This is a genomic window from Roseivirga ehrenbergii (assembly GCF_001593005.1).
Taxonomy (GTDB): Bacteria; Bacteroidota; Bacteroidia; order Cytophagales; family Cyclobacteriaceae; genus Roseivirga; species Roseivirga ehrenbergii.
This window is the reverse complement of sequence record NZ_LQZQ01000050.1, coordinates 101,612-115,525: the sequence shown is the minus strand read 5'-3', so window position 1 is coordinate 115,525 and position 13,914 is coordinate 101,612. Positions and strand designations below refer to the sequence as shown.

Annotated in this window: 15 protein-coding genes; 6 read left to right on the top strand and 9 right to left on the bottom strand. The window is 38.5% G+C overall.

Going from position 1 to position 13,914, the window contains the following annotated elements; all coding sequences use genetic code 11:
• Window positions 1-48: 48 nt before the first annotated feature.
• Window positions 49-1,683, bottom strand: coding sequence for a B12-binding domain-containing radical SAM protein (locus MB14_RS16720; RefSeq protein ID WP_062593649.1), 1,635 nt, complete (start codon window positions 1,681-1,683; stop codon window positions 49-51).
• A 291-nt stretch (window positions 1,684-1,974) separates the two neighbouring features.
• On the opposite strand from MB14_RS16720, the gene MB14_RS16715 reads away from it, so the two are divergent.
• A complete protein-coding gene (locus MB14_RS16715; RefSeq protein ID WP_062593647.1) occupies window positions 1,975-3,813 on the top strand; it encodes a hypothetical protein in 1,839 nt (612 codons plus the stop codon).
• Between the two features lie 65 nt (window positions 3,814-3,878).
• Here the strand turns inward: MB14_RS16715 and MB14_RS16710 are convergent, their stop codons facing one another.
• Window positions 3,879-5,981: a S9 family peptidase gene (locus tag MB14_RS16710; RefSeq protein WP_084376133.1), complete on the bottom strand. Its 2,103-nt coding sequence runs from the start codon at window positions 5,979-5,981 to the stop codon at window positions 3,879-3,881.
• A 226-nt stretch (window positions 5,982-6,207) separates the two neighbouring features.
• Here MB14_RS16710 and MB14_RS16705 point away from each other — a divergent pair, with 226 nt between their 5' ends.
• Both MB14_RS16705 and MB14_RS16700 read left to right on the top strand, forming a co-directional pair.
• Window positions 6,208-6,495 carry a DUF3817 domain-containing protein gene (locus MB14_RS16705; RefSeq protein ID WP_053223068.1) on the top strand — a complete coding sequence of 96 codons (288 nt, stop codon included), beginning with the start codon at window positions 6,208-6,210 and terminating at the stop codon, window positions 6,493-6,495.
• A 47-nt stretch (window positions 6,496-6,542) separates the two neighbouring features.
• On the top strand, window positions 6,543-7,388 hold the full coding sequence (locus MB14_RS16700) for a 1,4-dihydroxy-2-naphthoyl-CoA synthase (RefSeq protein ID WP_062593646.1): 846 nt from the start codon (window positions 6,543-6,545) through the stop codon (window positions 7,386-7,388).
• 215 nt (window positions 7,389-7,603) lie between these two features.
• On the opposite strand, the gene MB14_RS16695 is transcribed toward MB14_RS16700, so the two are convergent.
• The 7 genes from MB14_RS16695 to MB14_RS16665 all read right to left on the bottom strand — a co-directional run bounded on the left by MB14_RS16695 (window position 7,604) and on the right by MB14_RS16665 (window position 12,711).
• Entirely contained in the window at window positions 7,604-8,416 is an 813-nt protein-coding gene (locus tag MB14_RS16695) for a hypothetical protein (RefSeq protein ID WP_132644076.1), read from the bottom strand.
• Window positions 8,413-9,321, bottom strand: a complete 909-nt coding sequence (locus tag MB14_RS16690; protein WP_062593642.1) for an ABC transporter ATP-binding protein — start codon at window positions 9,319-9,321, stop codon at window positions 8,413-8,415. The genes MB14_RS16695 and MB14_RS16690 overlap by 4 nt, the downstream gene beginning before the upstream one ends.
• A gap of 66 nt (window positions 9,322-9,387) precedes the next feature.
• Complete coding sequence (locus MB14_RS16685; RefSeq protein ID WP_062593640.1) at window positions 9,388-9,918, bottom strand: DUF4252 domain-containing protein; 531 nt, start codon at window positions 9,916-9,918, stop codon at window positions 9,388-9,390.
• A 53-nt stretch (window positions 9,919-9,971) separates the two neighbouring features.
• On the bottom strand, window positions 9,972-10,487 hold the full coding sequence (locus tag MB14_RS16680; RefSeq protein WP_062593638.1) for a DUF4252 domain-containing protein: 516 nt from the start codon (window positions 10,485-10,487) through the stop codon (window positions 9,972-9,974).
• 19 nt (window positions 10,488-10,506) lie between these two features.
• The gene (locus tag MB14_RS16675) at window positions 10,507-11,058 is read right to left on the bottom strand and encodes a PG0215 family putative anti-sigma factor (RefSeq protein ID WP_062593636.1); all 552 of its coding nucleotides are present in this window, start codon (window positions 11,056-11,058) and stop codon (window positions 10,507-10,509) included.
• Window positions 11,048-11,560 carry a GFO_1088 family ECF-type sigma factor gene (locus MB14_RS16670; protein WP_062593634.1) on the bottom strand — a complete coding sequence of 171 codons (513 nt, stop codon included), beginning with the start codon at window positions 11,558-11,560 and terminating at the stop codon, window positions 11,048-11,050. Before MB14_RS16670 ends, MB14_RS16675 begins: the two co-directional genes overlap by 11 nt.
• A 128-nt stretch (window positions 11,561-11,688) precedes the next feature.
• A complete protein-coding gene (locus MB14_RS16665) occupies window positions 11,689-12,711 on the bottom strand; it encodes a tetratricopeptide repeat protein (protein WP_165899479.1) in 1,023 nt (340 codons plus the stop codon).
• Window positions 12,712-12,785: 74 nt separating this feature from the next.
• Between MB14_RS16665 and MB14_RS16660 the strand changes: the two genes are divergently transcribed.
• Genes MB14_RS16660 through MB14_RS16650 form a run of 3 tightly spaced genes read left to right on the top strand, consistent with a single transcriptional unit; the run spans window position 12,786 to window position 13,844 of the window.
• The gene (locus tag MB14_RS16660; RefSeq protein ID WP_062593631.1) at window positions 12,786-13,157 is read left to right on the top strand and encodes a diacylglycerol kinase family protein; all 372 of its coding nucleotides are present in this window, start codon (window positions 12,786-12,788) and stop codon (window positions 13,155-13,157) included.
• Window positions 13,154-13,576, top strand: a complete 423-nt coding sequence (locus MB14_RS16655; RefSeq protein WP_062593629.1) for a DUF1801 domain-containing protein — start codon at window positions 13,154-13,156, stop codon at window positions 13,574-13,576. The genes MB14_RS16660 and MB14_RS16655 overlap by 4 nt, the downstream gene beginning before the upstream one ends.
• Window positions 13,569-13,844: a hypothetical protein gene (locus tag MB14_RS16650; RefSeq protein ID WP_062593627.1), complete on the top strand. Its 276-nt coding sequence runs from the start codon at window positions 13,569-13,571 to the stop codon at window positions 13,842-13,844. Before MB14_RS16655 ends, MB14_RS16650 begins: the two co-directional genes overlap by 8 nt.
• Window positions 13,845-13,914: the final 70 nt, after the last annotated feature.

Below are 13,914 nucleotides of genomic sequence, written 5' to 3'. Positions count from 1 at the left end.
AAGACTCCATTTCTGTTTCTGCTATGGAGAGCCTATAATTCATAAATTTTAGCTAGCCTGATACCATTTAATATCCTTCTCATTATCTTCCGATAATTCAATCATTGGCTTCATTACCTGCACTTTACCATCCATTCTTGCCTTGAGCGCTTCTTCAATTTCTTTCTTTACCATTTTTCTGTAGGGTAAGAAATGCTCCATAAAAGCAGCAAATGACAAAAAGTTACCTATACCCCCTGGATTTTCTCTGTACATTCTATAGAGGTATTTCCAAAAAACAAAACGTGTGCTTCTTACAAACCCAAGTTTGGCAAGCATTTTTAAACCGAACATAATCCCTTTAAAATCGAAGTCGGTTTTATGCTTATTGGCCATTTTCTTTCTCAACTCTGGGTTACGATGTACTTCGGCTTGCCCCACCATCATAAAATGGTCGAACACCCTTTTCATATAGTTTTTAGGATCATATAATTTCCAGAAAGCCTCTACATACTCTTCCGCAATATCTTCAATAGGTCTGGTTGGAATAAAATTAAGCAATGTGGTTTGGTTCAAATTAGCGTCATCTAACAACCTATCACTTGCCTTAAGTCTGTCCCACAAGGCCGTACCCGGCAAAGCCTGAAGCATACTGAATGTTACCCCTGGAATTGCATTCTCTGTAGCAAAATTAAACACCCGTTGCCCTGCTCCTTTCTTTTCATCATCAAAGCCAATGATAAAACCAGCCATAATTCTAAGCCCCGATTTAGCGATCTTCTCGAGCGACTCATTCATTGGGGTTCTGTTATTCTGATGTTTAAGGGTGAGTTTCAAGCTGTCTGTATCGGGTGTTTCAATACCAATAAATACAGTAGAAAACTTACTGTGCGCCATCAGCTCAAGCAACTGATCGTCTTGTGCCATATCAATTGAGGCCTCAGTTGTAAAACTAAAGGGATATCCATTATTGGTTTGCCAATCAATGAGCTTTTCTAAAAATGGCTTGACAGTTCGTTTATTGCCAATAAAGTTATCGTCTACAAAGAAGATTCCTCCTTTCCAACCTAGTTCTAAAAGAGCATCAAGTTCCTTTTCTACCTGACTGAAGGTTTTTGTTCTCGGTTTTCGGCCATACAGAATAATGATATCGCAAAACTCACATTGAAACGGGCAGCCCCTAGAATACTGAATTGCCATCAGAAAATATGCGTCCATATCTAGCAAATCAAAACGAGGAACAGGACTCAAAGTAACATCTGGTTTGTCTTTAGACCTGAAAATGCCAGATTTCTCTCCTCGGTTAAAAGCATCTACAAAGAGGCCAATTGTGTATTCCCCTTCATCTAAAACCAAGTAATCTGCACCAGCATTGATAAAGTCATTAGGTAAAGAGGTAGCATAAGGTCCACCCACCACAACAGGTTTGTCCCTTCGTTTTGCTTCTCTAATTTGAGCTAAATAGTCTTCTTTCTGGGCAATCATGCCAGAAAACATAACCACATCTGCCCAATCCCAATCTTCTTCAGTTACTGGTTCAATATTTCGGTCTCTCAACCGGAAGTTCCAATCTTGAGGAAGCAAGGCGGCAACCGTTACCAAACATAAAGGCGGCATAAAGGCCTTTTTACCAATGCCTTGCACAGCCTTTTCAAATGACCAAAAGCTTGTGGGGAAAATGGGATAACTTAAAAGAACATTCATAGTAGTAAAAAAATCATTAAGGTTGATTGATAATAAAGGCTACAATCCCAACTCCAACATCCCATCGCCTTCTTTTAAAGGTAGAAAAGAACTCACAAAAACTTACACCAAATTATCAATTTACTTTTTACCTGTAATCAAAATTTAATTTGGACACATCAACTAAAATGAAGTTCGTTATTAAACTACAACACCCTATGCTCGTCTAAAAAACAACCCAATATTGATTCGGCCGCTGTTTTCAGTATATTCCATAACTTTTCACATAGCAGTACAACCTTAAACCACAGTATGCAAACCCCTTCTCGTTTTAGATCAATTTTCTTGTTGATTTTATTTTTGTGTGCCTCCCAGTATTTATTTTCTCAAACCAATGAGTTTAAGAACTACACTTATTCCGAGTTTTTCGAAATGATAGAAAACTCAAACGACTCTACTTTTAGGCTCGAAAATGCAATTATTAAGTATGACCAAAGCACCGATAGCCGCTTTAGTTATACAAGTTTCCCAGGAAGTTCAATAAATACATTCGCCAACTCTGATTCAATTTTTGTAAACAAGGAGCTACAGCTTACCAATGTGCATTTTGATGCCCCAGACAGACGACAGCCCAGTGCTTTGCACCATATACAATTCAACAAGAACGTAATGCTCCGCAACACTTCATCTGTGCACTTTATGAACTGTACTTTTGAAGGAAGACTAACCATTATGTCGACAGAATCAATGGCCAAAACCATAGAGTTGCTGGATAGAAATAGTCGTGCGATAAACTTAGCAGTAACGGTAACCAATAGTAAGTTGAAAAAAAGTGTAAACATGGATTTGGGTACCACAGATGAGAAAATGCGTTCTAGAATTAGGATTGAAAACTCTGAAATTTGGGGATCTAAAGAAGGTAGGGGCTCTAGGTTCAATGGGGTTTCGGTAGTATCTGTTACTGTTAAAAATTGTACTTTTTACGATCAAGGAAGAGTAACAATTACAGGAAATTTAACCGACCAAGTAGATATTTCAGGAAACAACTTTGGAGATTGGATTGCTGAAATAAAGGTTCTAGGCTCGATGGAACTCAACACTTCCATTTTGGAAGAAAACACATTCAACAATCATGTATTGTTGGATTTTGATGACTTAACCACCAGCAGCACTTTTGAATGGTCACAATGGGGCAATCAACTGATCTCTTCACAAGGCTATAACGACTATTTCAACACGCTTTCAGATTCTGTTAAAATGAGTAGCTTCATTAGTTATGAAGCCAATAACAGCATTCTGACCAATTATAAAAATGATATCGTTCAATTTGGAAAGTCATATAAGCAAGAAGTAAAATTGAGAGGTAAGCTCCTTGATTTATATAAGGCCCAACACGATTTGGAAGATGTAAATACAGTTTACATTGGTATTAAAAACATGGAAACTGAGCGTCTTGCTTACCTCTACTCTCAAGACCCTTCTTTTAACACCTTCTTTAAGTGGAAGGTGAATCAGTTTCTTAAAGTGTTTTCCGATTACGGAACAGAACCCTCAAAAGCAATAGTTTTTTCGGTAAAAGTGGTTATTCTATTTGCCTTAGTTTACTTGTTCTTTCCCAACAGCTGGGACGAGCAAGGTAAACATAGAATATTACACCGTTTCGACTTCTTCCAAAAGTACCTCCGAAGTAAAGAAGGTATGAACGATATCTATCTGGTAGAAAAAAAGAAAGAGCTCAGTGAATATGAGGCTTTCAAAAAAAGAATTGAAGATGGAAAGTTAGAACTTCCTCGCTTCTTCATTGCTTGGTCCAAGCCAGTGTATAATATGGCAATGATAAGCACAAAACTGACAAGTAGTTTTCTTAAAACCACAGACATTCTCAGTGGCAAATGGCATACGCTCAATCCTTTACAAAAACGTTGGAAAAATATACAAATTGGCACCTACCTAGTTATTGGCGTTGGCTTTGATCTTTCTATACGTGTACTTAATGCACTTATGCTAAGTATAAACGCTTTTACTACTTTAGGCTTTGGCGAAATCCCTATCAAAGGTCTCCCCCGCTATTTAGCTATTATCGAAGGCTTTATCGGTTGGTTTATGCTGACAATTTTTAGTGTATCTCTCATATCTCAATTACTCAATTAAGCTACGGCATAAAAAAAGAGCAGCACCTAGAGTACTGCTCTCAATTCTTCTTTTAGAAAGTAATTTTACTTACGCTCTATCTTCAACTTGTTTTCGCTATCGATTACTAAATGACGAATAAAGAATTCCATCATTCGCTCTGTATTCACAGCAGTATGGCCTCTATCTGGCCCTACTTGCACTTCGAAGCTCTTACCTGCATCTTGCAAAGCCTTGATCAATTGCATTGAGTTTGAAGGGTGCACGTTGTTATCGGCAGTTCCGTAATAAATCATCAATTCACCTTTCAAGTTTGGCGCATACTTAGCTAATCTGAAGTTATCATAACCAGCCTTATTATCCTCCAATAGGTTCATGTAACGCTCCGTATAGATGTTATCATAAAAAACCCAGTCCGCAACAGCTGAATTTGCAACAGCCGCTTGGTATACATCTGGGAACCTCAATAAACTCATTGCAGCCGTAGTTCCTCCATAAGAAGTACCGTATACACCTACTCTGTTCTTATCGAAGTAAGGGCGGTTATAAAGTGACTTAATACCTTCTGCAAAATCATCTTGCTCTACAATTCCTAGGTGACCATAAAGTTGATCAAGTAATCTTTTACCTCTACCCCTCACGTTTCTACCATCAATACTAACGATCAAAAATCCGTACTCAGTCAATGCGCTTGGAAGGGAGAAATTCTCAGAGAATTCGTTTGTAGCCGGACCACCGTAGTTAGCCAAAAGTGTAGGGTATTTCTTGTTAGGATCGAAGTTAGAAGGGAAATGAATCATTCCGTGTAACTCAGTAACTCCATCAGCTGAAGTGAAGGTAAATACCTCTGCTTTTTTCAACCCTAATTCATTGAATTTAGTCAAATCGCTTTGAGCCAATTCAGCCACTATTTTACCTTTTGAATCAACCAAATTGGTGAAGGGTGCAATGTTATGCGTTTGGGCTACATCCACAAAATACTTTCCGTCAGGAGAAATGTTTACGCTATGGTTAAATTTAGGGTCAGTTAAACGAGTGTCTTTTGTGCCGTCTAATCTCACTCTGTGCAATTGCATTTTCATGTGGTTTTCACCACTTCTGGCCATGTAATACATTTCGCCAGCTTTCTCGTCTATCTTAACAATGTTAGCGACTTCAAAAGGATGATCAGTAATCGCATTGATTAAAGTGCCATCGAAATTGTACAGGTAATAGTTGTTGAAACCTGTACGCTCAGAGGCCCAAACAAAACGTTTTCCGTCTTCCAGCACTCTAATTTCAGGCGTATTTTTAGTAAAACTTGGCAACCACTCTTCGCGAACTACAACTCTAGATTTTCCTGTAACAGGATCAGCCGCACGGTATTCCATGATGTCTTGCTTACGGTTGGTACTGTGGAAAAGCAATTCCTTTCCATCAGGCGTCCAATCCATTCCATAAAGGTAAGTTCCTACAGCACCATCATTAAATGGTTTGCCATCACGAACATCTAATTTTTTCATTTGCTTGGTGTCTACATCATACACCATTAAATCCACAGGTAAGTTGTCGGCACCTACTTTAGGGTATGACATTACCTCAAGAGAATCGTATAGCTTTAATTGATCTAAAAGCACGTAATATTTCTGAGCATTCTTCTCGTCAAATCTGTAGAAAGCAATTTTCTTACTGTCTGGCGACCACCACATAGCAGTACGCTGACCAAGTTCTTCACCATAAACCCAAGTAGCAATACCGTATTTGATTTGGTTTTCAGCATTACCATCTGTAGTTATGGCAATTACATTGCTGCCGTCAGGGTTACTCAAGTACATGTTTCTGTCCTTGGTAAAGGCCTTTAGTTTACCATCAGGAGAATCTGCCGAAGGAAATTGTCTACCTCTGGCTGGGCCACGGCTAAAACCTCTGCCTCTTGAGGCTGGTTCAGGCATTTCGATTTCCGTAGCCTTTTTCTTTTTAACATCGTAACGGTACCTTTTACCATCCTTTGTATATTCAAAAGATGATCCATCGTCACTCCACTGAACGAAGAGGCTACCCGGAACAACGGATGATCTAATTTGCGGTGCTATCTTCTGGTATTGATCATAACCAGGCATGCTTTTCAGCTTATCCTGCGCTTTCAAAATGCTCGTACTGCCAGCCAAAATGACCACAGCGGCTATCACTGATGCAAGTTTCTTTTTCATTGAGTTCATTTTAATATCGTTTTTCATTCCAAAAAGGGAATACGTGGCTAATACTACTACTTTCGGCTGTAAAAAAATAGCATAAAGTTATTATACGGTGAATACATTACAGCGCCAGTACATTTAGAATTATTACAACTTACTCGACTTCATAGCCAAAAAAGAGAGATAAAGCATAAGGCCAAATACTACATTGCTTATCTTCGCAGCAAAAGGATTCAGCCCAATGAGCCACTTAAAAACACTACGTTTACTCGCCATTTTAGAAGGAATAAGCTATTTACTTCTGTTAGGAATTTGCGTACCCTTAAAATACATTTTCAATATTCCAGAACCCACCCACCCTGTAGGCTTAGCCCATGGAGTTTTATTTGTTAGTTACTGTCTATGGGTACTAATTGTAGCCAAACAAAAACAATGGTCTATTGGAGTTACATTTCTGTCATTACTGGCGTCACTGCTTCCTTTTGGCACTTTTGTAGCCGAAAAAAAATATTTTCAGGATGATGTTTGAATCAGCCTCACAATCAAAAATTTTATATTAGCAAGAAATAAAGCGTTATGAATACACCCAATTGGACCACCGTTAAAGAATATCAAGACATCACCTATAAAAAATCAGGCGATGGCGTAGCTAGAATTGCCTTCAATCGCCCAGAAGTGCGCAATGCTTTTCGACCTAAAACTGTAGCAGAACTTTTTGATGCTTTTTTGGATGCCCGCGAAGACACTTCCATTGGTGTGGTGTTACTTTCGGGCGAAGGCCCATCGGCCAAAGATGGTGGCTGGGCATTTTGCAGCGGTGGCGACCAAAACGCTAGAGGTCACCAAGGCTATGTGGATGACGATGGAATGCCAAGGTTGAATATTCTAGAGGTTCAACGTTTAATCCGTTTTATGTCGAAAGTAGTGATTGCCGTGGTGCCAGGCTGGGCTGTTGGTGGTGGGCATAGCCTCCACACGGTTTGTGATCTTACTTTAGCGAGTAAAGAACATGCTATTTTCAAGCAAACAGATGCCGATGTCACCAGTTTTGATGGCGGTTACGGATCAGCTTATTTGGCTAAAATGGTAGGCCAGAAAAAGGCCAGAGAAATCTTCTTCTTAGGAAGAAACTACTCAGCTCAAGATGCTTTTGAAATGGGTATGGTGAATGCAGTAATTCCTCATAATGAGCTAGAAGATACTGCTTACCAATGGGCACAAGAGATTCTAGAGAAATCACCAACTTCTATCAAAATGCTAAAATTCGCCATGAACTTAACCGATGACGGCATGGTGGGGCAACAGGTGTTTGCTGGAGAAGCCACAAGGCTTGCCTATATGACAGACGAAGCCAAAGAAGGCAGAAATGCTTTCTTAGAAAAGCGTAAACCCAACTTTAAAGACATTAAGTGGATTCCTTAAACTAACTAAAAACGTCACTGCAATGCGCAGTCCATGCTTTGCAATGGACTGAAACGAAGCCGACTTAAAACAACAGTTTCTGTAATTTGAAAGAAGAGATTGCTTCGCCTAATCGGCACTTCTACAAATAGTATTAACAGGCTCGCAATGACCAAAAAGAAGCCCTGTCAGTTTTACAACTAACAGGGCTTTTGCTTTAAGTTAAAGGGAGTTTTCTATAAATCTCTTTTCAATACTAACCTTGTTGTAGCCCAATAAAACAAAGCACCCCACAATATCACAAGCCCCATTTCGTGCCAAGCAATGTAATCCTGCACTTCCATAAAAACATATTTCGGGAATGGGTTATGAATTAACGCATTAATACTTTTTACAGGAAGAAGGTATTCAACCCAATCAATACTCTTCACCTTGCTCCAAACGTAAAACCCATTTTCAACAGCTAAAACCCAAAAGATCAGTAGCCCCATAGCAATAATTGATTTTCTTATCAGCGTTCCTACAAAAAGAGTAAACAATAAGAATGCAAATAGCTGGAAGAAAAAGGCCAATAGGAAATAAACATCGCTAAAAACAAGCGAGAAAGATATTTCACTCGAATAAATAAAGCCTGTAATCAAGCCTAACACGAACAAAGCTAATGTTGACATCGCACTTAAAAACCCAGCCATAATAATCTTCGACCAGATAAATTCATTCTTAGTAAGACCGTCAATTACATTTTGCCTGATGGTTCTGTATGAATATTCATTAGTAATGGAGAATATTAAACTAAAGCCCAACAACATTTTGAACCAAATCATTACACTTGTGAGGTTCTGCCAAATGTCTGGAAACTCATAAAACGGAATAATGGTGGGATCAATTCCATCCATATCAAAATCTGCAAACTTAGATTTTAAGTATTGAAAGAATGGCATAACACCCATACTGATAATCACCATTGCTACGATATACATAATGGCCAATACCTTAAATGCACGGTTTGGCATTACTTTTTTCAGTTCTATTTTCAGTAATCTCATCATTGGGCACCTCCTTCTTTATTACCAGCTAAAATTTCTAAGAATTGCTTTTCAAGGCTCTTCGATTGTACTAGCAAATGCTTTGCAACGATTCCTTTCTTAAACAAATAGGCATTTACCTCGGCAGCGGAATGATCTCCCTCCATCGTCATAATGTATTTATCAAGCTCTCGTTTTACTTTTGTTCCAAGACCAGACTCTTCCAAAACTGTTTGCAAGTCGTCATGATCGGCCTTTACTTCCACCGAAACTGAACCTTTGCCTACGTCTTCCACCAACCCGTTATAGATCAGCTTCCCACGTTGGAGTACACAGAAGTGTGAGCATACCTTTTGAACTTCGTCTAGTAAATGGCTAGCAATAATGATGGTTTTTCCACTATTGGCAATTTCAATGATGAGCTCTCTGATTTCGGCAATTCCCTGAGGGTCAAGACCATTGGTAGGCTCATCCAGAATCATTACCGTAGGGTTACAAAGCAATGCTGACGCTATGGACAGACGCTGTTTCATACCTAGCGAGAAGGTTTTGAATTTCGTATCCTTGCGCTCATCAAGTCCCACTTGCGTCAATACCTGGTCTACCCTATCGTAAGGGACTTCCTTGATATCGCAAACAATTTTGAGGTTTTGAACCGCAGTGAGGTACGGATAAAAAATGGGATGCTCTAAAATGGCTCCAATCCTTTTTCGGGTATCCTTGTTGGCTTTTTCGCCAAACCATTCAAACTGACCGCTGGTTTGGTTGATTACACTTAAGATAATACCGAGGGTAGTCGTTTTTCCGCTACCATTAGGGCCGAGAATTCCGAAGACGTCTCCTTTCTTCACCTCAAGATTGAGGTTATCAAGTGCCCTGACCTTTCCATATTGCTTGGAGAGGCCTTTAATTGACAATACAGTTTCCAAATCGTGTTTTTTGAGTTTTATTGGTACTCAGCAACCGGCCCATCCAAAACCAGCTCCTGTATTTTACTAATTAAAAGCGTCTATGATCGACTTTAGGCCGCTGGTATTTTTGCTCATAAATTCTGAGAACTTCATAATTTGCTTTAAATCTGGGTAGCCTTCAATATCAACCAAGCTAACCCCCTCTTCTGTACGCATTACTACTACAAACCCCTTAGGTTTTTCAGCTGTTCCCTTCATTAAAAAATTCATGTTTGCACCAGACATTCGCGCTGACATCATGGATTCATATCCCTCTGAAAGAATGTCTTCTTCAAGTTTAGAAAACATAGGGGCGTCCATCGCATACTTCTCTTTGTCGAACACAAAGAACTTTACCTTTTCTATATTCTTGATTACAGAAGAAAAGTCGGGTAGCTCTTCCATTTCGTCTGCCATTTTCAATTGTATGTTGGCAAACATTTTAAGTGTACTCTTATAAAAAAAGAGCTTTAGCGTTGGCTCGTTATCATTCCTAAATTCCTCAACACTCTTGCTTTGACCAAAAGCAAGAGTGGAGAATAAGACCAGTGTTAATATCAGTGTTGTTTTGCGCATAATTCAAATATAAAAAGCTATTGAGCTTTTGAATTTCAAAAAGGATAAGGGGTTTATTTACCCCCTAAGTGTTTGAATTCGTCCATTCCTAGATTTTTAGAAAGTCTATACAATTGGTTGATATCGATACCGTCACCAACAATGCTAATCATTCCAAACTCATTAGTTCCACCCATTACCATAAAGAGTTCGTCAATTTTATTGCCTTTCTCTTTGATGTAGAATTTGATGTCTTTTTCTTCATCTCTTACCGACATTAGCTCTTCAAAGTCTTTGCCTTTGATAGCGCCCATTACTTCTTTATACATAGCGGCTCCATCAACATTTTTCTGAGCAAAGAGAACCTTTACTCCTTTGATTTTACCTAAGGATTCAACCAAAGCCCTATCTTCATCATCTTCTACCTGAATAGAATTGATCATGGCAAACATTTTACCACTGAATGATACCGCACTAAATTTTTCAGTATCCTTTTCATACTTCGCGAAATACTTTGAAATCGCATCATTTTGAGCTTGTGCTCCAAAGGCCATCACGGCCATTACCATAATCATTACTAACTTTTTCATTGTTCTCTATTTTAAGTTTTTAAAATTTCTCTTCTAAAATATCCATTTCACTAATTGGCTCCATTCCTCTGGCCGCATCTCCCATGTACTTAAGACTTTCCATTCCTGCATCCATTTTGCTCATACTACCAAGTTTATCAAGATTGCTTGAGCCTGAATTCATATAGTTTGAAACCATTACAAGTTGTTTTTTAAGCTCTTGAAGTGCCAATTCAGGAGAGTCAAATGTATCTTCTTGCTCATATGTTTTTTGCTGTTGCATAAAGAAGTACGAGCTTGTAATTAATACCAGCATTGCAGCAGCTACTCCAGCATATCTTTTAAAATAGCCAGATATGCTGATTACTTTTGTTTCAGGCTCTGCCTCAATCATGGCTAAAACTTCTTGATCAAAATCATCACCCAAACTAAGCTCCTGCTCCGACTGAAAGTACCCAAACATGGCCTTCAGTTCTTCCATCTCCTCTGAATTGTCGGCATTGGTCATCAATTCCTTCAATTCTTTTTCCTCTTGAATACTTGACTCTGAAGCCCAGTATTTTTCTAACAATTGCTCTATTCTAGAGTCCATAAGCATTTTCTTTAATAAGGCTTTCCTTCAATTTTCTGCGTGCTCTAAACAAATTCGTTTTCACCAAATTGATGTCAATCTCAAGCATATCTGCTATTTCTTTATAGCTATAGCCTTCAATATCTCTCAACTGCATTACCTCTCGTTGTCGACTAGGAAGTGCATCAATTAAAAATTGAATGCGGTTCATAATTTCGTTTCGTTCGGTAAGTACAACTGGCGTGTCCTTTTCTTTTCTAGTGTCAAATTCGACTTCAAAAAGATCCGTTTTCTTAACATGTTTAGACCTCAGCTTATCTAGAGCCCTGTTTCTGGTTACTTGCATACACCAAGCTTCCAGGTTATTAATGTGTTTTACTTCATCCCTTTTTTCCCACACCTTAATCATACATTCTTGTACCACATCTTTGGCCAATTCTTCATCTTTTACAATGTTGAAGGCAAAGCGGTAAAGTTTGTTCTTTAAAGGCAGAACGTCCGTTTTGAACTGTGCTACATCCATAATCAAAGGGTAGACGGCATGTTGTTAAGACTTGTTAACATTGGTATTGAAAATTATTTCAAGAAACAAAAAAACCGCCTTTCAGATATAAAAGGCGGCAGGTACTTTCGAGGAAAAGGTCTTATCCTTTACTTACAATACTTTTTTATAAGCATCTCTTTTTCTGAAGATTCTGATAATGAAAATTTAGCGCAGGCTTCATCCATTCTATCTAATTCAACCAATACTAAACCCCAATAATGATTAAGTAATGGAATGGAGTCATCATACTGCGCGGCCAGTTCTATATTTCTTAAAGCTGCATCGAAGCTCTTATTCTCATAGTAGAAAATAGCCTTATTTCGGTAAGCCCAAGGATTACTAGGGTCAAGCTTGATTCCCATATTTATATCTGCTTCGGCTTTTTCTAGCTCGCCTAAATTTAAGTATATAAAACCTCTGTTATTACTGAAGTAGCCATTTCTGCTATCTATCTCTATGGCTTGATTTACTTGCTTCAAAGCTTCCTGGAAATCGCCTTCTTGAGTAGCTATTAAGGCCAAAGTATTATAAATATTTGCTTCGGTTGCATCAATACTTATTGCTTTCTGAAGTAATTCACGAGCTTTTTCATATCGATTAGACATGTAATATGCATTGGCTTGGTTTACCACAGCTTCCACATTCTCAGGATCCTTCTGGTAAGCCATATCAAATTTAGAAATGGCCTCATCATAGCGCTTAAGGTCGGTTAATGCCAAACCTTGATAAAGGTAAGTATATGCGCTGTCGGGGTAAACAGTAGCCAAGTATTCCGCATCTTCCAAAGCCCGTTGGTAGCTGCCTGAAACCAAATTCACCTCAAACCTATTTTTATATGCATCGGTATACGTTGGGTCTATTTGCACTATCGCGAAAGTGTAATCATTGAGGGCTTCTGCGTAATGGCCACTTTTATAAAGTGCTACACCTCTATTATTATAAGCCTCTTTAAACTGTGGATCTTTGCCAATAGCCTCAGTATATAATCTAATGGCTTCTTTATAGTTTAAATTGGCCAATTCATTATTCCCCATCAATAAAAACCTACCAGCTTTTGCTTTGTCATTATCGCAGCTCAAGGTGGTGCAGAAGAGTATAAGAATTAGGTAGAAATATTTAGTTTTTTGCATAACACCCAAAATTAGTCCTCGTGCTTTTACGAACCTACTTTTCATTGCGTTATAAATCTTCTTACTTTTAACGGATGTCTGAAAAATTCTCAGTTTTGGCAAGGTTAAAAAGCTTCAATTTTGCTTTCAAAGGGCTTTGGCATGTAGTTCGGCACGAACATAACTTCAGAGTTCATTTGTTCGCAGCATTGTTGGTTATTGCTTTGAGCGCTTACGTAAACTTGACTATGAATGAGTGGTTGTGGGTGATTTCAGCAATCGCAATGGTTTTGGTGGCCGAACTTTTTAACTCATCTATCGAAAAGCTAGTTGACTTAGTTTCGCCAGCATTTAACCCAAAGGCAGGAATTGTAAAGGACATTGCCGCTGCGGCTGTTCTGATTACAGCTGTTGCCGCTGCAATTATAGGCATACTTATTTTTTACCCTTATTTTTTTAACTCATGACAAAAGCACAAAACAAGACTACCGAAACCAATGCAAGTGTTTCCGATTTTTTAAACAGTATAGCAGAGGAAAAGAAAAAGAACGATTGTGTTCTAATTAAAAACCTAATGGAAGAGATCACTGGAGAAGCTCCAAAAATGTGGGGACCTTCCATTGTTGGTTTTGGTACTTATCATTACAAATATGACAGCGGAAGAGAAGGTGATTTTCTGAAAATCGGATTTTCTCCAAGGGTTCAAAACCTTACACTATACATAATGCCCGGTTTTGAAAAATATGAAGACTATATGGCAAGGCTGGGCAAGTACAAAACGGGAAAGTCATGTCTATATATTAAGAAAATTGAAGACGTTGATATTGAAATATTGAAGCTCTTAATTACGGATTCGTACGAATACATGACCAACAAATATGGATGATAGAAGATCGCGTTCCGAGCGCTTTGGAATAAAATGGAGATGGTTATTTCTAGTGGGTGGTATCTTCTATTTAGCCAACGGGATAAGCTCCATGATTAAACCCAGGGAGGTTTATGACTACCTTGGGTTTAGCTTTAATCGTTGGGTATATATTGCGCTACACCTTGTTGTGGCTTTTCTATTATTAAAACTTTTTATTAAAAATCAGAAGTTGCTAAGACAACAAATTAAGGATGAGGTTATGAGGCAACACAACGAGGAGCATTAGGCGAAAATGACTTTATAGGTGATTCACCTATTTTGAGCAAATTGAAGAAAACAAAGTGGGGTATTCACTA